At 63.6% G+C, this 19,541-nt stretch carries 16 protein-coding genes; 11 read left to right on the forward strand and 5 right to left on the reverse strand.

Annotated features, from left to right (window positions below; genetic code table 11):
* Positions 1-60: 60 nt before the first annotated feature.
* Positions 61-1,218 (forward strand): DUF1615 domain-containing protein, encoded by a 1,158-nt coding sequence (locus AB5Y98_RS00210; RefSeq protein WP_368231005.1) that lies wholly within the window; start codon positions 61-63, stop codon positions 1,216-1,218.
* Between the two features lie 40 nt (positions 1,219-1,258).
* Here the strand turns inward: AB5Y98_RS00210 and AB5Y98_RS00215 are convergent, their stop codons facing one another.
* The gene (locus AB5Y98_RS00215; RefSeq protein ID WP_368231007.1) at positions 1,259-2,257 is read right to left on the reverse strand and encodes a DUF1176 domain-containing protein; all 999 of its coding nucleotides are present in this window, start codon (positions 2,255-2,257) and stop codon (positions 1,259-1,261) included.
* 111 nt (positions 2,258-2,368) lie between these two features.
* Positions 2,369-3,331: a hypothetical protein gene (locus AB5Y98_RS00220; protein WP_368231009.1), complete on the reverse strand. Its 963-nt coding sequence runs from the start codon at positions 3,329-3,331 to the stop codon at positions 2,369-2,371.
* Positions 3,332-3,553: 222 nt separating this feature from the next.
* Between AB5Y98_RS00220 and AB5Y98_RS00225 the strand changes: the two genes are divergently transcribed.
* The 7 genes from AB5Y98_RS00225 (at position 3,554) to AB5Y98_RS00255 (ending at position 10,704) form a co-directional block, all read left to right on the forward strand.
* On the forward strand, positions 3,554-5,137 hold the full coding sequence (locus AB5Y98_RS00225; RefSeq protein WP_017785940.1) for a CHASE4 domain-containing protein: 1,584 nt from the start codon (positions 3,554-3,556) through the stop codon (positions 5,135-5,137).
* 218 nt (positions 5,138-5,355) lie between these two features.
* Positions 5,356-6,006: a DedA family protein gene (locus AB5Y98_RS00230; RefSeq protein ID WP_117403079.1), complete on the forward strand. Its 651-nt coding sequence runs from the start codon at positions 5,356-5,358 to the stop codon at positions 6,004-6,006.
* A 98-nt stretch (positions 6,007-6,104) separates the two neighbouring features.
* Complete coding sequence (gene speG, locus AB5Y98_RS00235; protein WP_017786184.1) at positions 6,105-6,638, forward strand: spermidine N1-acetyltransferase; 534 nt, start codon at positions 6,105-6,107, stop codon at positions 6,636-6,638.
* A gap of 227 nt (positions 6,639-6,865) precedes the next feature.
* Entirely contained in the window at positions 6,866-8,161 is a 1,296-nt protein-coding gene (locus AB5Y98_RS00240) for a DEAD/DEAH box helicase (protein ID WP_005302574.1), read from the forward strand.
* A gap of 95 nt (positions 8,162-8,256) precedes the next feature.
* A complete protein-coding gene (locus AB5Y98_RS00245; RefSeq protein ID WP_368231012.1) occupies positions 8,257-8,904 on the forward strand; it encodes a DUF2913 family protein in 648 nt (215 codons plus the stop codon).
* Positions 8,905-9,161: 257 nt separating this feature from the next.
* Complete coding sequence (locus tag AB5Y98_RS00250; RefSeq protein ID WP_019840285.1) at positions 9,162-10,205, forward strand: M35 family metallo-endopeptidase; 1,044 nt, start codon at positions 9,162-9,164, stop codon at positions 10,203-10,205.
* A 64-nt stretch (positions 10,206-10,269) separates the two neighbouring features.
* Positions 10,270-10,704, forward strand: a complete 435-nt coding sequence (locus tag AB5Y98_RS00255) for a hypothetical protein (protein ID WP_005302566.1) — start codon at positions 10,270-10,272, stop codon at positions 10,702-10,704.
* A gap of 29 nt (positions 10,705-10,733) precedes the next feature.
* Here AB5Y98_RS00255 and AB5Y98_RS00260 read toward each other — a convergent pair whose 3' ends face one another.
* A complete protein-coding gene (locus AB5Y98_RS00260) occupies positions 10,734-11,732 on the reverse strand; it encodes a hypothetical protein (RefSeq protein ID WP_368231014.1) in 999 nt (332 codons plus the stop codon).
* A 66-nt stretch (positions 11,733-11,798) separates the two neighbouring features.
* On the opposite strand from AB5Y98_RS00260, the gene soxR reads away from it, so the two are divergent.
* The 3 genes from soxR (at position 11,799) to AB5Y98_RS00275 (ending at position 13,337) form a co-directional block, all read left to right on the forward strand.
* Positions 11,799-12,269: a redox-sensitive transcriptional activator SoxR gene (gene soxR, locus AB5Y98_RS00265; RefSeq protein WP_368231016.1), complete on the forward strand. Its 471-nt coding sequence runs from the start codon at positions 11,799-11,801 to the stop codon at positions 12,267-12,269.
* Between the two features lie 68 nt (positions 12,270-12,337).
* Entirely contained in the window at positions 12,338-12,916 is a 579-nt protein-coding gene (locus AB5Y98_RS00270) for an O-methyltransferase (RefSeq protein ID WP_368231018.1), read from the forward strand.
* A gap of 10 nt (positions 12,917-12,926) precedes the next feature.
* Entirely contained in the window at positions 12,927-13,337 is a 411-nt protein-coding gene (locus tag AB5Y98_RS00275) for a nuclear transport factor 2 family protein (protein WP_017780767.1), read from the forward strand.
* A gap of 221 nt (positions 13,338-13,558) precedes the next feature.
* Here AB5Y98_RS00275 and AB5Y98_RS00280 read toward each other — a convergent pair whose 3' ends face one another.
* Positions 13,559-14,974, reverse strand: coding sequence for an FAD-dependent oxidoreductase (locus AB5Y98_RS00280; RefSeq protein ID WP_368231020.1), 1,416 nt, complete (start codon positions 14,972-14,974; stop codon positions 13,559-13,561).
* Between the two features lie 12 nt (positions 14,975-14,986).
* Positions 14,987-19,444 (reverse strand): glutamate synthase large subunit, encoded by a 4,458-nt coding sequence (gene gltB / locus AB5Y98_RS00285; RefSeq protein WP_368231022.1) that lies wholly within the window; start codon positions 19,442-19,444, stop codon positions 14,987-14,989.
* Positions 19,445-19,541: the final 97 nt, after the last annotated feature.

Here is a 19,541-nt window from a genome sequence, read left to right on the forward strand (position 1 = left end):
CTCTACAATGGCGCGGTTTGTTTCTCGCGCCGCCTGCCGGCGCCCGACAGGGAGCCCCCGATGACCCTATTGCCACGCCTGCCGCTGGCCACCCTCTCTCTTGCCTTGCTGCTCGCTGGTTGTGCCAGCGAGCCGCCTGCACCGGCCACGCCGTCGACCTCGGGGACCCCGGCGGGGCGTCCCATTCCCAAGGCGATGCAGCCGCAAAAGCCGGCGGACATGAAGAGCCGCATCGTCACCTTCTTGCCGCGCAATGTGGTGGACAAGCCGGGCTGGGCCAACGACGTGGTGACGGCGCTCACCAGCCAGGGGCTGACGGTGAGCGATCACAACGTCTGTACCGTGCTGGCGGTGGCCGAGCAGGAGGCCACCTACCAGGCTGATCCCGTGGTACCGGGCCTTGGCAAGATAGCCTGGAAGGAGATCAATGCCCGCGCCGGCAAGCTGCTCATTCCCGAATTCATGGTGCGCACCGCGCTCTCCATCAAATCCCCCACTGGCAAAACCTACGCCGAGCGCATCGACAAGTTGCGTACCGAGCGGGAGATGAGCGAGATCTTTGAAGACATGATCGGGGAGGTGCCGATGGGCAAGCAGCTCTTTGGCAACATGAACCCGGTGCGTACCGGTGGCCCCATGCAGGTGAGCGTCGCCTTTGCCGAGGCCAACACCCGCGGCTACCCCTATCCGGTCAAGGATTCCATTCGCCACGAGGTGTTCACTCGCCGCGGTGGCATCTGGTTTGGCACCAAGCACATCTTCGGTTACCCGGCCGACTACCCTGATACCCTCTATCGCTTCGCCGATTTCAATGCGGGCTGGTACGCAAGCCGCAACGCCGCCTTCCAGGCCGCAGTGAGCCGGCTGAGTGGCAAGACCCTGGCGCTGGACGGGGATCTCATTCGCTATGACTCCGACCTGCCGGGCAAGACCGAGCTCGCGGTTCATGCCATCGCCGGCCAGCTCAGCATGAGCAAGCAGGCCATCCACCAGAGCCTCAAGCTCGGCGATACTGCCGAATTTGGCCAGAGCGACCTCTATCATCGCGTGTTCACGCTGGCAGACCAGAAAGCGGGCAAACGGCTGCCGCGCGCCATCCTGCCAGGCATCCAGCTGAAAAGCCCCAAGATCACCCGCAACCTCACCACCGCCTGGTTTGCCAAGCGGGTGGATGAGCGCGAGCAGCGCTGCGTGCAGAAGATGGCGACGATCCGCTGATACCTTTCAACAAAAAAGGCGGCCAATTGGCCGCCTTTGTTTACTGTGCTTTGACTACCTTGCTGGTCAAGGTCGGCAGATGCCATGTTCCCCCCAGTGCAATCATGCGGCAGCTTCCGGTAGTGCTTTGCTCACTCTGCACGAAGTTTTTGCCATCCCACACCCAGCTTTCGAAAGAAAAACAATCTCCTATCCCTCTGCCTTTGTGTGAGGCACTCAGTTCACCCATTCCATAGCCGTTTGCATCAGTGCTGATGAGAGTCGCACTGGCGGTATCAAGGTTTGTATCAAGCACAATGAAGGCCGAACCGTCGTTGTAAGCTGCGAGCCAGCAGGGTAGCTGAACCAAGGCTCGCTTTTGGTTCAGGGGATAGAGCATGCCACCCTCTGAATTTTCATCGACCATGGGACAGGTGTCTTTATCGGTATGCCGTTTCAGCCACTTGCCAATGCTCTGTTGTTCCGGCTTGGTGAGCGGGCGGGAGAGGTTGTCTGAGGTTACGGCGCCAGCGTGGATGACGGGAGCCGCCAAGGCAGGAGGAATGGATGTGGTGGGTAATGGGCCCTGTTTGGTCAGGGCTGTACTGGTATTGAGACGGCCTTGGAACTCATCCATTTTGAGAAAAATGGCATAGGCTCCGGCGCCGGATAGCGGTTCCTGATGTTTGCTCCATTCAAATACCACTTTGCCAGTCCCTTTGATCGCTTGGACGAGTGCTGCGATTTGGGGCTGGCTGAACGGAGTCCGCTCTTTTACGGTGCCCAGCTCTTCACCATTGATGCGCAGTGTGATCAAACCATCGGCGGGGGCTCCCTGTGCCTGTTCATCAACCTCTGCGATGGCAAGTTCTGCATGCAGTGTGCCTTTGGCGCCCGCTTCTCGGGTGAGCAAAACCGAGAGTCCCCCTGATTCTGCGCTATAACCTGCAGCTCGGCATGTGCGTGTGTTGTCACAGACCAGCTCCCAGTCCTTGTGTTGAAAAGAGAGCCCTTCAATAGAGGAGCCGAGAGCGGATGCCAACAGTGTTGTAATGAGCATGGGATGGTTCCAGAAGCATTGGGGCGGTCAGGATAGCATTCTGGACGGTTCAAATTGAATCTTGTTGTGGGTTGATGGAACAGTGCAAAGGGATATAGCCTTTCGATCCGATTAGAAGCTCATCGCCAGCCCGACGCCGTAGCCGCTGGTGTTGTGGCTGAACATATAGCGGGCCACCAGCCGGGTGCGGGTGACGAAGATATCGTACTTGCTGCTGTCGAGCTCCAGTCCGAGGCCGAGGGAGTTGAGGGAGTTGAAGCCGAGCAGGCCGCGCTGCTCGCCCAGATATTCGGTACGGGCCCCCTCCAGCACGTAGCGCACGGGTTTGCCCAGCAGCGTCAGACTGCCGATGGGGGCGCGGCGGCGCAGATAGAGGCCGAGGTTTTCGGCGTTGGCCTGGCCGGTCACGCTGGCGGCGGTGCCGCCAAAACTCTGCAGGTGCTGATAGGAGTAGCGCAGCTCGGCGTCGATGTCCTGAGCGGGGGAGAAGAGCTCGTAGTCCAGCATCATGGCGCCGCCGAGGCCATAGACGTCGAGCCGGCCGCCATCGAGAAAGTCGAGGTTCTTGCCGGTGTACTGGCCCAGCAGCCAGTTGCCGATGCGCAGATCGCTCGCCACCGTGCCAAGGGTCACGTTGCCGATGGGGCGCAGCACCAGGTTGCCGCCGTGTCTGTCCCGGTGCAGCCCTATGTCCCAGCCGATCCCGCCGGTGGCCGTCAGGCTGTTCCACTTGGTGGGGAGGGTGCGGCTCTCGCTGCCGTTGCTGATCACGAACTGGGGGTCGTAGCGGCTGAATCCCAAGGTCCCTTCCAGATAAACCGGCACGCTCTCGCTCATGGTGGCGCCGCCGCCGATCTGGGTCATGTTGAGGGCCGAGGATTGATTGGTGCCGCTGCCGATGTTGATGTTGCTGGCGGTGATGTCGGGCACCACGGTAAAGGTCATCAGGGAGACCACCGCATTGGCGCGTTGTTGCACCCGCGACTCCTCCTCGGCCATGGCCGGCTGGCCGAGGCCAAGCAGCGGGGTGAGCAGCAGGGCGCTGCGCAGCGGGTGAACGAGTGGTGTGAGCATGACGGGCTCCGTGACGCCTCTTGCGCTGAGGCACGGTTACACTGTAGCGATTTTTGGCTGGCTTGGCAGCTCATATGCCGAGTCGAATGAACCTTTCCAGGCGACGTTGTCTCCCCGCGGCGAAGGGCTGAGCGCCCTGGCGAGGTTTTTCGCACACAAGGCGGATGGCGAGGCAAAATCCATTAAACTCAATGGGTCACCTGTCCGGGAGTGTGGGTAAAGATGAAGATCAGCCGCAAGATTACGCTGACCATAGTGCTGACGCTGCTGCTGTTGCTGGGGGTCGGTTATGTCGGCCTCCATTATGTGGTGGGCAACAAGTTCGGCGAGCTGGAGCGCCTGAGCGTGGAGCGCAACCGCGAGCGGGTCAGGGCCGTGGTGCAGGCCGAACTGGATCAGCTCACCATCCTGGGGCAGGACTGGTCCGAGTGGGATGACACCTACGCCTACATGGCGAGCCGGGATCCCGCCTATCTGGCGGCCAACCTCAACGCCCGCACCTTCGAGACCCTGGCGGTGGATCTGGTGGCTCTTTATGACGCCGACAAGCAGCCACAGGTGGCCTTTGCCTATCACGGCGGCAAGCTGCTGGCGCAGACGCCGGACGAGCTCGCGCCGCTCACCGACTATCTGGTGCGCTACGGCAGCCTCAAGCCCAATGGCGGCATCTGGTTCGACGGGGAGCGCTACTACCTGCTGGCCGCCACCCAGATCCTGACCAGCGAGGGGGAGGGGCCGAGCCGCGGCACCCTGCTGCTGCTCAAGGCTTTCAACACCCGGCTGGTTCATCAGCTGCAAAAGCGCACCAATCTGTCGCTCTCGTTTCTCAGCCCGCAGCAGCTGGCCACCAGCCTGGGGGTCACCACCCTGGCCAGGCTCAGGGCCAATGACAGCCTGATCCTGCCGCAGGAGGAGCGGCTGCTCACCCTGGCCCAGATCGATACCCTGCGAGAGGAAGACCCCCTGATCTTTCGCTTCACCCTGCCGCGGGATCTGATGCTGGAGGGCAAGGCTGTCGAGCGGCGCATCTTCTGGCTGCTGAGCCTGGGGGTGCTGCTGTTTGGTGGCCTGGTGCTGCTGATCCTCAACGGCTATATCGCCGCCCGCCTGCAGCGGTTGAGTGCCAACCTGCGGCTCATCGGCGAGGACGGCGCGGTGCGCCGCCTGCTGGTGGAGGGCAGTGACGAGATCTCCCAGGTGGCCGTCGACTGCAATCGGATGCTCGATCATCTCGACAGCCTGCGCCAGCAGCAGGCCGACAGCGAAGCCCGCCAGAAGCTGCAGCACGGCGCCCTCATTCACTTGGCCAAGAGCGATCTGCTGACCGGCGAGGATCCGGGCCAGGCCGCCCGTCACATCAACGAGGCGATCTGCGCCGGCACCGGGGCGGTGCGGGCCAGCGTCTGGTTCAGCGCCGAAGACAGGCAATCCATGTACTGCCAGGATCTCTTCTTCCTGCCCAAGCTCCACCATCAGCAGGGGTTTCACCTGCCCTATGCGCTGATCCAGGGGCGCTACGAATCCTCCAAGCCCGAGCACGAGCCCTGCCTCATCCTGCGCGAGCCCTACGATCTGACCCGCTTTGGCGCCATGCTGGCCCAGCTCGGGCTGGAGGGGCTCTCCGGCACCATCCTGATGGCGCCCCTCAAGCACGGGGATGAGCTGCTCGGTTTCATCATCGCCGAGCGGGCCAGGCTGGAGGAGGTCTGGCACCCGGACGAGCTCGCCTTCGTGCTGTCGGTGTGCGATCTCTCGGCCCAGACCCTGCTCACCCTCACCAAGCTGCAGCGGCTCAAATACAGCTGAGTACCTGGATGGCCGGGGCCCGCACGACAGATGCGGGCCTCATTTTTTTAGGGCCCGCAGCCGATTATCTCGTCTATCCGTGACCTGTATTAATTTCTTGTTCACTTGGCCGGGTGTATAACGGGCCACCCTCAGGGAAGAGAGGGGTTGGCGACAGGGGAGGGTCTGCCGCACCGGAGGCCGTCGGGCCACCTCATGAAGTTGATGGGAGTCACCAGATGCAGGAGATGCTGCTTGCCATATGGCAACAGGACTTTGACCAATTGATCCAGATGCAGGCCGTGGGCCTGCTCGTCACCTGCCTGGTGGTGATCCTGTTTCTCGAATCGAGTTTCGTGTTCCTGCCCCTGCCCGGCGACAGCCTGGTGCTGCTGGCCGGCGGCCTGGTGGGCATGGGGGTGCTCGGCCCCGAGGTGACGCTGCTCTACATGCCGCTTGCAGCAGGGCTTGGCAGCCTCATCGCCTACGTGCAGGGCCAGGCGCTGCACGGCACCTCCTTCATGGGCCACGTGGAGCGAATGATCCCGGATGGCAGCCTGCCACGGGCCTCGCGCCTGCTGCACAACTACGGCTTCTGGGCCATGTTCTCCTCCCGCTTCGTGCCGTTCGTGCGGGTGCTGACGCCCATGCTGATGGGGGTCTCGCGTCTGCATCTGCCACGGGTGATGATCGCCAGCTTCGCCAGCGCCTTCCTCTGGGCCCTGGTATTGAGCCTGGTGGGCAAGGCCGTGATGGCGACCCCGGTGTTCGCCCAGCACCACGAGCTGCTGACCAAGTGTCTGCTGGTGACCTCGCTCGGCCTCTTCGTTATCGCCATGGCGGCCATCGCCATCCGTCTGCTCAAGCGACCGACCAACCGCATCCGCTAAGGGGGCAGGGGCCTTGCCCCCGTTTCTCCCCCTCTTCATGTCATGGCGCCGCCGCCCCTGGCTGGCCGGCGCCCTTCCAATCTGCAAGCAGGTACCTTATGTCATCTCCCGACACCCTGACCCTTCGTCCCCTCGAGCGCGAGGATCTCAAGTTCGTTCATCAGCTCAACAACAACGCCAGCATCATGCGCTACTGGTTCGAGGAGCCTTACGAGGCTTACATGGAGCTGGCCCAGCTCTATGACAAGCACATCCACGACCAGCATGAGCGCCGCTTCATCCTCGAGGTGGCAGGCAGCCAGGTGGGGCTGGTGGAGCTGGTGGACATTCGCAGCATCCATCGCCGCGCCGAATTCCAGATCATCATCGCCCCCGCCCATCAGGGGAAGGGGTATGCCAGGAGCGCAACCCTAAAGGCGATGACGTACGCCTTCAACGTGCTCAACCTGCACAAGCTCTATCTCATCGTCGATCGGGACAATGTCCGGGCCATCCACATCTATCAGGCGCTGGGATTCGAGCCGGAAGGGGAGCTCAAAGAGGAGTTCTTCATCGATGGTCACTACCGTACCGCCATCCGCATGTGCCTGTTTCAGCGCGATTTCCAGGTCAGAAACGGGCGGGAAGGCTAAGCTGGAGCCAGCCCGGACCGGCCCATGGGGGGCGATCCGGGACGCCGTGAAAAGGGACGTTTTTGAGGCAGAATTTGCGCCGCCTATCTGTTACACTTCGCGCCCGCCATTTTCCGGCCACTCTCTGACTTGATGTCAGGCACAGCCGTCGGTGGTCATAGCCGACTTCTTGCTCATGCCGAGCCAACCAGGCCAGCCACAGTCCCGCTGGAACACAGGAACCCATTATGAGATTTGAATCGTTCGATTTTGCCCCCGAGATTTTGCGCGCCATCTCAGAGTGCGGTTATCAGGAGATGACCCCTGTGCAGAGCCAGGCCATCCCGGCCGTGCGCCGTGGCCGCGACCTGCTGGCCAGCGCCCAGACCGGTACCGGCAAGACCGCCGCCTTTGCCCTGCCGATCCTGCAGCGACTGGTGGACAATCCGGCGCCGGTACAGCCTTCCAACGCCCGGGTGCTGATCCTGACCCCGACCCGCGAGCTGGCGGCCCAGGTGGCGAGCAATATCAATGACTTCGCCAAGTATCTGGATATCACCACCCTCACCATCGTGGGTGGCGGCAAGCAAGACGTGCAGGCCAAGCGGTTGAAAGCGGGCGCTCACATTATCGTGGCGACCCCGGGCCGTCTGCTCGAACACCTCACCGCCTGCAACCTGAGCCTCTCCGGGGTCGAGACCCTGGTGCTGGACGAAGCGGACCGCATCCTCGACATGGGCTTTAGCGCCGATGTGCAGAAGATCCTGCAGGCGGTCAACAAGACCCGCCAGAACCTGCTGTTCTCCGCCACCTTCTCCGAGGCGGTGAAGAAGCTGGCCAACCTGATGCTGGACAAGCCGCAGGTGGTGGCCGTCAACAAGCAGAACTCCACTGCCGACACCGTCAGCCACACCGTCTACCCGGTGGAGCAGAAGCGCAAGCGCGAGCTGCTCTCCGAGCTCATCGGCAAGCAGAACTGGCAGCAGGTGCTGGTGTTCGCCAGCACCCGCGAGAGCTGCGACGAGCTGGTGGAAGAGCTGAACCTCGATGGCATCAAGTCCGCCGTGGTGCACGGCGACAAGGCCCAGGGCAGCCGCCGCCGCGCGCTGCGCGAGTTCAGCGAAGGCAAGCTGCGGGTGCTGGTGGCCACCGAAGTGGCCGCGCGCGGGCTGGACATCCCGAACCTCGAATACGTGGTCAACTATGATCTGCCGTTCCTCGCCGAAGACTATGTGCACCGCATCGGCCGTACCGGTCGCGCCGGCAAGAGCGGCATGGCCATCTCCTTCGTCAGCCGTGAAGAAGAGCGCACCCTGCTGGAGATCGAGGCGCTGATCGGCCAGAAGATCCGCCGCATCATGGTGCCGGGCTACGAGGTGAGCAGCCGCGACGAGCTGATCAAGCAGCTGCAGGAGCGCCGCCGCTTCGGCAAGCGCCCCCAGCGTGAAGACAACGCCGCCGCCCAGGCCATGGCGGAGTCCAAGCTGCAGGGTCAGCGCCTCAAGCGCTTGGCGGCCGCCAAGAAGCCGCGTCAGCCTAAATAAGGGCGCACGCTCTATTGAACCGCAAAGGCGCCACTGGCGCCTTTGCCTTCTCTGTCATCGGTGTTGACTCGTCGCGGTCAACTGAAGGATTGCTTATGACCTCTCCCACCTACAATCAGGCCCTGCTCGAGATGGCCAGCCAGAGCCTGGCCGAACTGGCCCGTACCGCCGAGCAGAAGGCTGGCAAGCGCACCCCGGCGCAAGAGAGCCACTTTCTCTGCAGCTGGATGGCGGAATCCCTCAAGGAGAAACGTTTCTCCCGGCTGGTGATGGAGGATTTGAAAGAGTGGGTGCAGCTGGGCCGCACCCTGGGGGCCGGCGCCGATCTCAAGGGGCTGCTTGAGCGGATCATTCGCCAGTATGAGCGGGCCACATGCGAACCGCTGCAGCTGGGGAGCAAGCTGGCGGCCCTGCTGGCCGAGCTCGCGGCCGAGGGTTGGTTAGTGATCACCGACAGCGAGGTGAGCGCCAAGCTGCGCCTGCAGTCGGGCGGTCAGCCTAGCCTCATCATCAGTGCCAGCGAATATCAGGGCCACATCGAGGCGGGTGAGCTGGTCAAGCCGCTCACCCTCTATGTGCGCGGCGACGAGGCCCGACTGGCGCAAGGCGCCTTCACCCACGGCCTGCTGCTTAGCCAGGGCAACAAGAAGACCACCCTGATCAAGCACCACAAGGCCTACCGGCTGGTGCCGGGCAATGCGCTGCCGGCGCTGGCCCTGCTGGTGGGCCCCAGCAAAGAGTGAGTGCCATTTGTCTAAGACCCCGGCCTGGTGCCGGGGTTTTTTATGGGCGCAATCCGCCGCAGACAAGAGGCAAGGGGGAGGGGCCGCGATTGTTGTCGCAGCAGCGAGGGATGCCCGACGCTCCCCCTATCCTGGGGGGCGTCACCCATATGGTGGGATGGTCGCAGAAAAAAACTGCTCTAGGGTGGTTGAGCCCCAAAGAGGGCCTTGAAGGAAGCAAACCGCCTGACAAGGCGACACTCAATGAATGAGGAAACATGATGAAAGCGACACCCATTGCCCTGTTGCTGGCCGGCGTGCTGGCCTCTCCGCTCTGCGCCGCCGGGCTCGATGCCAAGCTCACCCTGGTGGATGGCAGCAGCGACGACGTGCGCGTCAACCTGACCCTGACCAACACAGGAGACAAGCCGGTTCGCCTGCTCAAGTGGCAACTGCCGGGCAGCGAGGATGCCCCCCTATTCCTGGTGGAGCGGGACGGCCAGCAGGTCAGCTATGAGGGGGCCCTGATCAAGCGGGCTGCCCCGACCGACAAGGACTTCCAGCTGCTCAAGGCCGGCCAGAGCCTGACGGTGCAGGCTGAAGTCTCCGGTCTCTACGACATGAGCGCCCAGGGCCAGTACAGCATCCGCTACCTGCTGCCGACGCTGCCACAAGAGGCGAAAGCCGCCAAGGCCAAGCAGGCCCAGGCGAGCGAGTCCAATGCCGTGACCCTGTGGGTAGAAGGGGTGAGCGACGAACGGGTGCTGGCCAAGGCGGCTCCCCTGGTCGAGCCGCAGGCGGTGACCGCCTCGGTCAGTTTCAGCGGCCGCTGCACCAACACCCAGAAGAGCGACATCCTGGCGGCGCTCGATGCCGCCAGCGGCATCACCAACAACTCCAGCAGCTACCTGGCGGTGGACAAGCCGGATGGCCAGCGTTACCGCAGCTGGTTTGGCGCCTATGATGCGTCGCGCTGGGATCAGGCCGAGACCCACTTCAGCAAGATCAAGGATGCCATCGATAACAAGCCGCTCACCTTCGACTGCGGTTGCAAGCAGAGCTACTTTGCCTATGTCTATCCGGATCAGCCTTACAAGGTCTACCTGTGCAAGAGCTTCTGGACCGCACCGGTCAGCGGGACCGATTCCCGTGCCGGCACCATTGTTCACGAGCTGAGCCACTTCAATGTGGTGGCGGGCACCGACGATCTGGGTTACGGTCAGGCCAATGCCCGCAACCTGGCGAAGACGGATCCGGTCAAGGCGCTCAACAACGCCGACAACCACGAGTACTTCGCCGAAAACACGCCGAGCGAAAACTGATTTGCCGACCGGGGGCCGCAAGGCCCCTTTTTGTCCATGTCGTTTGTCACAGGAAGGAGCGACCATGATGACACTCTTGCTCACCACCCTGGCGCTGGCCCCCCTGCAGTGCGAGCTGTCGGTCAAGGCACAAAGCCGGGTCAACGAGCCGCTGCCGCTGGTGATGACCCTGACCAACCGGGGGGAGGGGCCGCTCGAGGTACTGAGCTGGTTCACGCCGTTCGAAGGCTGGTTTGCCGATGCCATCGATCTCACCCTCGATGAACAGCCGCTGCCCTACAAGGGCCCGCTGGCCAAACGGGGCAACCCGGGCGCCGAGGATTTCTTCCTGCTGGGGGCTGGTCAGCAGAGTCAGGCCGACGCGGACCTGACCCTGGTCTACGATCTCTCCCGGCCCGGCAGCTACCGGCTGAGTTACCGTGCCCAGCCGCTGACCCTGACCCGGGGCGTGGCTCCCCGCTGCCCCGTCATTCACTTCACCCGGCTGCCCGCCTCCTAGGGGCGGCCCCATCCTGTGGAGCCCAGCCCTTAGATGGCATCCGGCCTGATAAGGGGCGCCAGCAGACCCGTTGCACGGGCAGCCACCGCCAGATAACGCTCCGCCAGCAAAGGCCTGGCGAGCCCCTCCCGCCAGCAGCAGTGCACCAGCTTGATCACGTGATCGTCGAGGCTCTCCACCGCGCTGGCCAGCACGTGTTGCCACGCAAGCTTGCCGGTATCGGGCCAGACCGGCCTTTGCAGTGACGGTGCGCCGACCGTGACATAGGCGGCCGCCACCGCCTGCCACATCAGGGTCTGCCAGCGCCCTTGCCATGGCGCGGGCAAATGGCGGGCGACGATGGCGGCGGCGCGACTGCCGGTCACCATGTGCAGCACGGTAAAGTTGCCGGTCTGCCAGTAGAGGGCGAGGGCTGCGTCGGCCAGCTGCACCAGCAGATCCGAGGATGACGGGAGCCCGCCCGGCAATCTCGCCGCCCAGGTCGGCGCATCCGTCACCTGCCGTAGTCGCTCGGTGATCCAGTCGCCCTGCCAGCGCGACCCTTCCCACTGCTGCGCCAGTACGCTCAGCAGGCCGTCGATATCCTGCACCGGTGCTCCCTGCCCGGCCGGCACCCGCAAGGGGTCGCATTGCCAGGCAGCCAGGGCGGCAGCCTGCTCTCCCAGGTGACCATTTTCCAGCGCGCAGGCCAGGCGGATCAGCGGATGAAAGGCGCCGCCTGCCGGGGAGAGCCCCTGCTCCAGCAGGTCGCCAAAGGCGGGTAGCCAACCCTCAGCGGCCAGCCGTGCTGCCAACTGCTGACGCAGCCGGACAAACTGCATCTCCTTTTCATCCCCCTGCTGTTGCTCACCCCCCGGCAGGGCATGATTGGCCTGCCAGTGGGCAAAGAAACGCTGCAGCCGCGCTGGGCTGGCGCTCATCTCATGCAGGGCGTGCAGCGCCATCGGGCAGTGGTTGGTGGTGCCGCGACCATTGAGGGCAAATGCCTGGTTGGCATCGAGCAGTTGATGAAGATAATGCATAATCATTTGACTCCTTTCATGAGGGGAGACAGGATTGTGCAAGTTAAAGCTAACTTGAGGTCAAGCGTGGCGATGGAACGCAAATGGCTGGCCATCGGCCAGATAGCCAAACGCTCCGGCGTCAAGGCCAGCGCCCTGCGCTTTTACGAGCAGAAGGGGCTGATCCGCAGCGTGCGCAGCGAGGGGGGTCAGCGGCTCTATCCGCAGGATGTGCTGCGTCGCATCGCCTTCATCCGGGTGGCGCAGGGCATGGGGCTGAGCCTTGGCGAGATAGGCGAGGCCCTGGCCGGCCTGCCCGAGGGGCGCACCCCGGATCGCAGCGACTGGATCGGGATTGCCGGTCAGTGGCAGGGGCTGCTCGATCGGCGCATCGCGGCCCTGCAGCAGCTCAAGCAGAAGCTCGGCGCCTGTGTCGGCTGTGGCTGCCTCTCCCTCGAGCACTGCGCACTTTACAATCCGGATGATCAGGCCGCCGCCCTCGGCAGCGGCCCTCGCTACCTGCTGGGGGATACGCCCCCGGATGACGAACAGGCAGCCACATGATGAACATCGGGGTCGGCCCAGCCATGCCATGCACCGGGCCGACTCGTTTACACCGTCAAGGAGGAGACATGGCACTGGAACAACTGAAACGGGAGCTGGAGCTGTTTGGCGAGCGGCACGACGGCGCACAACACTCCCGTGGCAGCAAGATGCTCAACATTACCCGCGACACCGGCGAACTGCTGGCTGTGCTGGTCCAGACGAGAGGGGCACAGGCGGTGCTGGAGATAGGCACCTCCAACGGCTACTCCACCCTCTGGCTGGCTGAAGCGGCGAAACGGCTGGGGGGGCGGGTCACCACCATAGAGCTGGATGAGGGCAAACGGGCCATGGCGGCCGCCAATTTTGAGTGCGCCGGGCTCGACCCCTGGATTGAGCAGCTGGCAGGGGACGCAGGCACGCTGCTGCCCACCCTGCCGAGGGCCGCTTATCAGCTCATCTTCCTCGACTCCGATCGCCGCCATTACCAGGCCTGGTGGCCCGAGATCCAGCGCCTGCTGGCCCCCCGTGGCCTGCTGGTGGTGGACAATGCCGTCTCCCATCGCGAGGATCTGGCCGAGTGGATGGCAGAGGTGGAGCAGGATCCGGCCTTCGCGACCGCGCTGGTGCCGGTGGGCAAGGGGGAGTGGCTGGTGGTGCGTCTGTAGGAGGGCTGGCATGGAAAACAAGACCATGGAACCAAGAGCGGTGGTGGAGGCCTACTGGCACGCCATGCAGAGCAATGATTTTGCCAAGGCAGCCCGCTGGCTGTGTGAAGATTTCATCTGCGACTGGCCCCAGTCGGGGGAGCGGATCGAGGGGCGTAGCAACTTCGTCGAGATCAACCGGCGCTATCCGGCGGCCGGCCCCTGGAATTTCGACGTCGTCCGCCTGCTGGAGCAGGGGCGGGAAGTGGTGACCGAGGTGCTGATCACCGATGGCGAGGTGGAGGCCCGTGCCATCACCTTTCACACGGTGCGCGGCAATGCCATCTGGCACCAGACCGAGTTCTGGCCCGATCTCTACGAGGCGCCGCACTGGCGTCGCCACTGGGTCACCACCATTCCGCGGGAGCCGCAACCCGCCTGATCCCCTCCGCTGGCGCGCTACCGCCAGCGGAGTCGTTCATGATGTGCCGTGACCATCCCGCCGCCTGCCTCATGTCCCCTTTTTCATGATCTCCAAGCGCCTCCCCGACATGACCTGGCTAGGGTGTACCCGCTATTGCATCGCGGTTAGCGGCAAACATAAAACAACAACCCCGCATAAGCGGGGCTGTTTGTTAGTTGGTACAGGTCAGGGATGGCGGGTTATACGGCCAGATAGTCCATGATCCCTTCGGCGGCCTTGCGACCCTCGTAGATGGCGGTGACCACCAGATCCGAGCCGCGCACCGCGTCGCCACCGGCGAACACCTTGGGGTTGCTGGTCTGGAAGGCATACTCGGCCTGCTCCGGCGCCTTGATGCGATCCCGGCCGTCGAGCTCGATGCCGTACTCCGCCATCCAGGGCTGGGGGTTGGGCTGGAAGCCGAACGCCATCACCACCGCATCGGCAGCCAGCACCTGCTCGGAGCCTTCAATGACTACCGGATTGCGGCGGCCGTTGGCATCGGGGGCGCCAAGCTCTGTGCTCACCACCTTGATGCCGCAGGTACGGCCATGGGCGTCCAGCTCCACGCCGATGGGCTGGAGGTTGAACATAAATTCCACCCCTTCCTCCTGGGCGTTCTTCACCTCCCGCTTGGAACCCGGCATGTTCTCGGCATCGCGGCGGTAGGCACAGATCACCCGATCGGCACCCTGGCGGATGGCGGTGCGCACGCAGTCCATGGCGGTGTCACCACCGCCCAGCACCACCACCTGCTTGCCGGCGAAGTCGATGTAGTCGGCTTGCGCCTTCTCGAAGCCCAGCAAGCGGTTGGCGTTGGAGATGAGGTAGGGCAGAGCGTCGTAGACCCCCGGCGCCTCTTCGTTGGCAAAGCCGCCCTTCATATATTTGTAGGTACCGACCCCGAGGAAGACCGCATCGAACTCGCCCAAGAGATCTGCGAAGGTGACGTCACTGCCCACTTCGGTCTCGAGGCGAAACTCCACGCCCATCCCCTCGAAGATCTCGCGCCGGCGCTGCATCACTTCTTTTTCCAGCTTGAAGGAGGGGATGCCGAAGGTGAGCAGGCCACCTATCTCCGGGTACTTGTCGAACACCACAGGCGTCACGCCATTGCGCGCCAGCACGTCGGCACAGGCAAGGCCTGCGGGACCGGCGCCGATGACGGCGACCCGCTTGCCGGTCTTGACCACCTTGGAGAGATCAGGGCGCCAGCCCATCTCGAACGCCTTGTCGGTGATGTATTTTTCGATGTTGCCTATGGTTACGGCGCCGAAGCGATCGTTGAGGGTGCAGGCACCCTCACACAGTCTGTCTTGCGGGCAGACCCGGCCACACACCTCCGGCAGGCTGTTGGTCTGGTGGGAGAGCTCCACCGCCTCCAGGATGCGCCCCTCGTTGGCCAGCTTCAGCCAGTTGGGGATGTAGTTGTGCACCGGGCACTTCCACTCGCAATAGGGGTTGCCGCAGTCGAGGCAGCGATCCGCCTGCATGCCGACCTGGGCCTGGTTGAAGGACTCGTAGATCTCCACGAACTGGATCTTGCGGATCTTGAGCGGCTTCTTCGGCGGGTCGACCCGCTGGACGTCGATAAACTGGAATACGTTCTGGCTCATAGGGTTCCCTCCTTATTGCGCCTGGATTCTGAGTTCTGCACTGGAACGGCTGGTGTGGCCCAACAGGGACTTGACGTCGCTGGACTTGGGTTTGATCAGCCTGAACTTGGGCACATAGGAGTCGAAATTGGCCAGGATCTCCTCGGCGCGCGAGCTGCCGGTTTCGTTGAGGTGCGCCGTGATGATGCCGCGCAGGTGCTCCTGGTGGATGGCCAGATCCGCCACATCCAGCAGTTCAACCAGCTCGGGGTTGGTGCGCTTGGCGAAGCTGCCGCACTCGTCGAGCACGTAGGCAAAGCCCCCGGTCATGCCCGCCGCGAAGTTGACGCCGGTCTCGCCGAGCACGGTGACGATACCGCCTGTCATGTATTCACAGCCGTTGTCACCGATCCCCTCGACCACCGCGAGGGCCCCTGAGTTGCGCACCGCGAAGCGCTCGCCGGCGGTGCCTGCGGCATAGAGCTTGCCGCCGGTGGCGCCGTAGAGGCAGGTGTTGCCGATGATGGCCGCCTCGTGGGACTTGAACGCCACGCCGACGTGGGGCTTGATCACCAGCTTGCCGCCGGTCATCCCCTTGCCCACGTAGTCGTTGGCATCCCCGGTGAGGATCATCTCGAGGCCACCCGCGTTCCAGACGCCGAAGCTCTGGCCGGCGGTACCGTTGAAGTGCACCTTGACCGGATCGGCCGCCATCCCCTGGTTGCCGTGGCGCTTGACGATTTCGCCGGACAGACGCGCCCCCACGGAGCGGTCGGTGTTGCGGATGTCGTAGCGGAACTCGCCACCGCTCATATTTTCCACCGCGTCCAGCAGGTCTTCCACCATCTTGAGGTTGAGCGGCCCCTTGTCGAAGGTGGGGTTGTGCTGCTGGCTGAACAGGCTGGAGCCTTCCGGTGCTACCGGACGGGCCAGAATACCGGAGAGATCCAGCTTGGCCTGACGGGCGGTGAGGCCGGGCAGGGCCTCCAGCAGGTCGGTGCGACCGATGAGGTCGGTCAGCTGGGTGACGCCAAGCTGGGCCATCAGCTCGCGGGTCTCCTCGGCGATGAACTTGAAGTAGTTCATCACCATCTCCGGCAGACCGGTGAAGTGCTCGCGGCGCAGCTTCTCATCCTGGGTGGCGACGCCGGTGGCGCAGTTGTTCAGGTGACAGATACGCAGGTATTTGCAGCCGAGCGCCACCATGGGGCCGGTGCCGAAGCCGAAGCTCTCGGCGCCGAGGATGGCCGCCTTGATGATGTCCAGACCCGTCTTGAGGCCACCGTCCACCTGCAGGCGCACCTTGTGGCGCAGGCCGTTGGCGACCAGGGCCTGCTGAGTCTCGGCCAGCCCCAGCTCCCAGGGGGAGCCAGCGTATTTGACCGAAGTGAGCGGGCTCGCGCCGGTGCCGCCGTCGTAGCCGGAGACGGTGATGAAGTCCGCGTAGGCCTTGGCCACGCCGCAGGCGATGGTGCCAACGCCGGGCTCGGAAACCAGCTTGACCGACACCAGGCAGTTCGGGTTGATCTGCTTGATGTCGAAGATGAGCTGGGCCAGATCCTCGATGGAGTAGATGTCATGGTGGGGCGGCGGCGAGATCAGGGTCACGCCGGGCACGGAATAACGCAGCTTGGCGATCTGGGCCGTCACCTTGTCACCAGGCAGTTGGCCCCCTTCGCCGGGCTTGGCGCCTTGGGCCACCTTGATCTGCACCACGTCGGCGTTCATCAGGTAGTGGGGGGTGACGCCAAAGCGCCCCGAGGCCACCTGCTTGATGCGCGAATTCTTCTCGGTACCGAAGCGCTTGGGATCCTCGCCGCCTTCACCCGAGTTGCTCTGACCGCCGAGGCGGTTCATGGCCACCGCCAGCGCCTCGTGGGCTTCCGGGCCCAGGGCGCCGATGGACATGGCGGCGGAGTCGAAGCGGGGGAACAGCTTGGCCGCCGGCTCCACCTGTTCCAGTGCCACCGGGTTGTCGACCTTCTTGAGGGTGAGCAGATCGCGCAGGGTGGCGACGGGCCGCTCGTTCACCAGACGGGCGTACTCCTTGTAATCGGCATAGTTGCCGGAGCGTACCGCGGTCTGCAGGGTCTGCACCACGTCCGGGTTGTAGGTGTGGTACTCGCCGCCGTGGACGAATTTGAGCAGGCCGCCCTGGGTGAGGGCCTTGCGAGCCAGCCAGGCCTGACGCGCCAGATTGAACTGATCCTGCTGGATGTCGGCAAAGTCGGCGCCCTGAATGCGGCTCGATACGCCGCGAAAACACATCTCGACCACGGCTTTGGAGAGGCCCACCGCTTCAAACAGCTGGGAGCAACGGTAGCTGGCCACAGTGCTGATGCCCATCTTGGACATCACCTTGTAGAGCCCCTTGTTGATGCCGTTGCGGTAGTTGAGCATGGCCTGGCGCAGGCTCATCTTGAGCACGCCCTCTTCTACCTGCTTGGCGAGGGTCTCGTAGGCGAGGTAGGGGTAGATGGCGGTGGCGCCAAAGCCCAGCAGCACCGAGAAGTGGTGCGGGTCGCGCACGCTGGCGGTCTCCACCAAAATGTTGGCGTCGCAGCGCAGGTTGTTGTCCACCAGGGTGCGCTGCACCGCTCCCACCGCCATGGCGGCCGGGATGGGCAGGGTATCGGGGTGGATGTCCCGATCCGAGAGCACCAGCAGCACGGTACCGGCCTTTGCGGCAGCCTTGGCCTCTTCACAGATGCGCAGGATGGCCGCTTCCAGCCCCTCTTCGGGTCTGAAGTTGAGGCTGATCACCTGATGGCGATAGTGCTCCCCTTCCAGGGCCAGCAACTGGTGGAAGTCGGAGTAGAGCAGGATCGGCGACTGGAACAGCACCCGGTGGGCGTGGCCGAAGGTCTCGTTGAACACGTTCTGCTCGCGGCCGATACAGGTGGCCAGCGACATGACGTGGTTCTCCCGCAGCGGATCGATGGGCGGGTTGGTGACCTGGGCGAACATCTGGCGGAAGTAGTCGTACAGGGTGCGCTGGCTGGAGGAGAGCACCGCCATGGGTGTGTCATCCCCCATGGAGCCCACCGCTTCCTGGCCGTTTTCACCCAGTACCCGGATGATCTGATCCAGCTCCTCATAGGAGTAGCCGAACAGCTTCTGATAGGTTTTCAGCTGATCGTCGGAGAACTCGCGGGCGCCGGTGCTGGCGTCATCCATCTGCTCGAACGGCACCAGTCGCTTGCAGTGCTTGTCCATCCACTGCTTGTAGGTGTGACGGCTCTTGAGGTCGTCGTCGATCTCGAAGCTGGTCCAGATCTTGCCGTTGCTGGTATCCACCACGAACAGCTCGCCCGGGCCGACCCGGCCCTTCTCCAGCACTTCGTCCGGAGTGTAGTCCCAGGTGCCCACTTCGGAGGCCAGCGTGATGAACTTGTCCTTGGTGATGACGTAGCGGGCCGGGCGCAGGCCGTTTCTGTCGAGTGCGCAGGTGGCGTAGCGGCCGTCGGTCATGACGATGCCGGCCGGACCGTCCCAGGGCTCCATGTGCATGGAGTTGAAGTCGTAGAAGGCGCGCAGGTCGTCATCCATGTTCGGGTGCTTCTGCCACGCTGGCGGGATCAACAGGCGCATGGCGCGGAACAGGTCCATGCCGCCGGCCAGGAAGAGATCCAGCATGTTGTCGAGGCTGGAGGAGTCTGACCCCGTGGTGTTGACGAAGGGGGCGGCCTCTTGCAGATCCGGGATGAGCGGGGTGGCGAACTTGTAGCTGCGCGCCTTGGCCCATTGGCGGTTGCCGGCGATGGTGTTGATCTCGCCGTTGTGGGCCAGATAGCGGAACGGTTGCGCCAGCGGCCAGCGTGGGCTGGTGTTGGTGGAGAAGCGCTGGTGGAACACGCAAATGGCCGCCTGCATGCGGATGTCGGCAAGATCCAGATAGAAGCGCGGCAGGTCCACCGGCATGCACAGTCCTTTATAGACGGTGACCAGGTTGGAGAGGCTGACCACATAGAAGTAGTCGTCGCTGATGCGCTTCTCGATACGGCGGCGCACTATGTAGAGACGGCGCTCGAGATCCTTGTCGACCCAGCCCGGGGGCGCGTTGACAAAGACCTGTTCGATGCTGGGCAGAGAAGCCTTGGCGATGGTGCCGAGTACATTGGTATCGATGGGCACCTTGCGCCAGCCGACCAGACTCAGGGTCTCCTTTTCCAGCTCCTCGTCGATGATGTCGCGCGTGGCCTGGGCCAGGATGGGATCGGGGTTGAGGAACAGCATGCCGACCGCGTAGTTGCGGCCCAGGTGCCATCCCTTCTCTTCGGCGACCGCTCTAAAGAAGCTGTCGGGTTTTTGCAGCAACAGACCGCAGCCGTCGCCGGTCTTGCCATCGGCGGAGATACCGCCGCGGTGCTGCATGCGAGCCAATGCTGACATCGCGAGACGGACAAGCTTGTGGCTGGCTTCACCTTCCATGTGGGCCAACAGGCCGAAGCCACAGTTATCCCTCTCCAGCTTTGGATCATATAGTGACATTGCATTTCTCCCTTGCTCGGCCTTGCATCGCGCTGTCGTCAACAGACTGCATAAATTGCGATTGGCTCTTGTGGTTCCGTCCGCCTGAGGTGGCGAA

It is taken from the genome of Aeromonas sp. s3 (assembly GCF_040907805.1).
Taxonomy (GTDB): domain Bacteria; phylum Pseudomonadota; class Gammaproteobacteria; order Enterobacterales; family Aeromonadaceae; genus Aeromonas; species Aeromonas dhakensis.

Excerpts from the sequence above, each read along its gene's own strand:
- AB5Y98_RS00210 (WP_368231005.1), top strand. The coding sequence starts at position 61 with ATGACCCTATTGCCACGCCTGCCGCTGGCCACCCTCTCTCTTGCCTTG.
- AB5Y98_RS00215 (WP_368231007.1), bottom strand. The coding sequence starts at position 2,257 with ATGCTCATTACAACACTGTTGGCATCCGCTCTCGGCTCCTCTATTGAA.
- AB5Y98_RS00220 (WP_368231009.1), bottom strand. The coding sequence starts at position 3,331 with ATGCTCACACCACTCGTTCACCCGCTGCGCAGCGCCCTGCTGCTCACC.
- AB5Y98_RS00225 (WP_017785940.1), top strand. The coding sequence starts at position 3,554 with ATGAAGATCAGCCGCAAGATTACGCTGACCATAGTGCTGACGCTGCTG.
- AB5Y98_RS00230 (WP_117403079.1), top strand. The coding sequence starts at position 5,356 with ATGCAGGAGATGCTGCTTGCCATATGGCAACAGGACTTTGACCAATTG.
- speG (WP_017786184.1), top strand. The coding sequence starts at position 6,105 with ATGTCATCTCCCGACACCCTGACCCTTCGTCCCCTCGAGCGCGAGGAT.
- AB5Y98_RS00240 (WP_005302574.1), top strand. The coding sequence starts at position 6,866 with ATGAGATTTGAATCGTTCGATTTTGCCCCCGAGATTTTGCGCGCCATC.
- AB5Y98_RS00245 (WP_368231012.1), top strand. The coding sequence starts at position 8,257 with ATGACCTCTCCCACCTACAATCAGGCCCTGCTCGAGATGGCCAGCCAG.
- AB5Y98_RS00250 (WP_019840285.1), top strand. The coding sequence starts at position 9,162 with ATGATGAAAGCGACACCCATTGCCCTGTTGCTGGCCGGCGTGCTGGCC.
- AB5Y98_RS00255 (WP_005302566.1), top strand. The coding sequence starts at position 10,270 with ATGATGACACTCTTGCTCACCACCCTGGCGCTGGCCCCCCTGCAGTGC.
- AB5Y98_RS00260 (WP_368231014.1), bottom strand. The coding sequence starts at position 11,732 with ATGATTATGCATTATCTTCATCAACTGCTCGATGCCAACCAGGCATTT.
- soxR (WP_368231016.1), top strand. The coding sequence starts at position 11,799 with ATGGAACGCAAATGGCTGGCCATCGGCCAGATAGCCAAACGCTCCGGC.
- AB5Y98_RS00270 (WP_368231018.1), top strand. The coding sequence starts at position 12,338 with ATGGCACTGGAACAACTGAAACGGGAGCTGGAGCTGTTTGGCGAGCGG.
- AB5Y98_RS00275 (WP_017780767.1), top strand. The coding sequence starts at position 12,927 with ATGGAAAACAAGACCATGGAACCAAGAGCGGTGGTGGAGGCCTACTGG.
- AB5Y98_RS00280 (WP_368231020.1), bottom strand. The coding sequence starts at position 14,974 with ATGAGCCAGAACGTATTCCAGTTTATCGACGTCCAGCGGGTCGACCCG.
- gltB (WP_368231022.1), bottom strand. The coding sequence starts at position 19,444 with ATGTCACTATATGATCCAAAGCTGGAGAGGGATAACTGTGGCTTCGGC.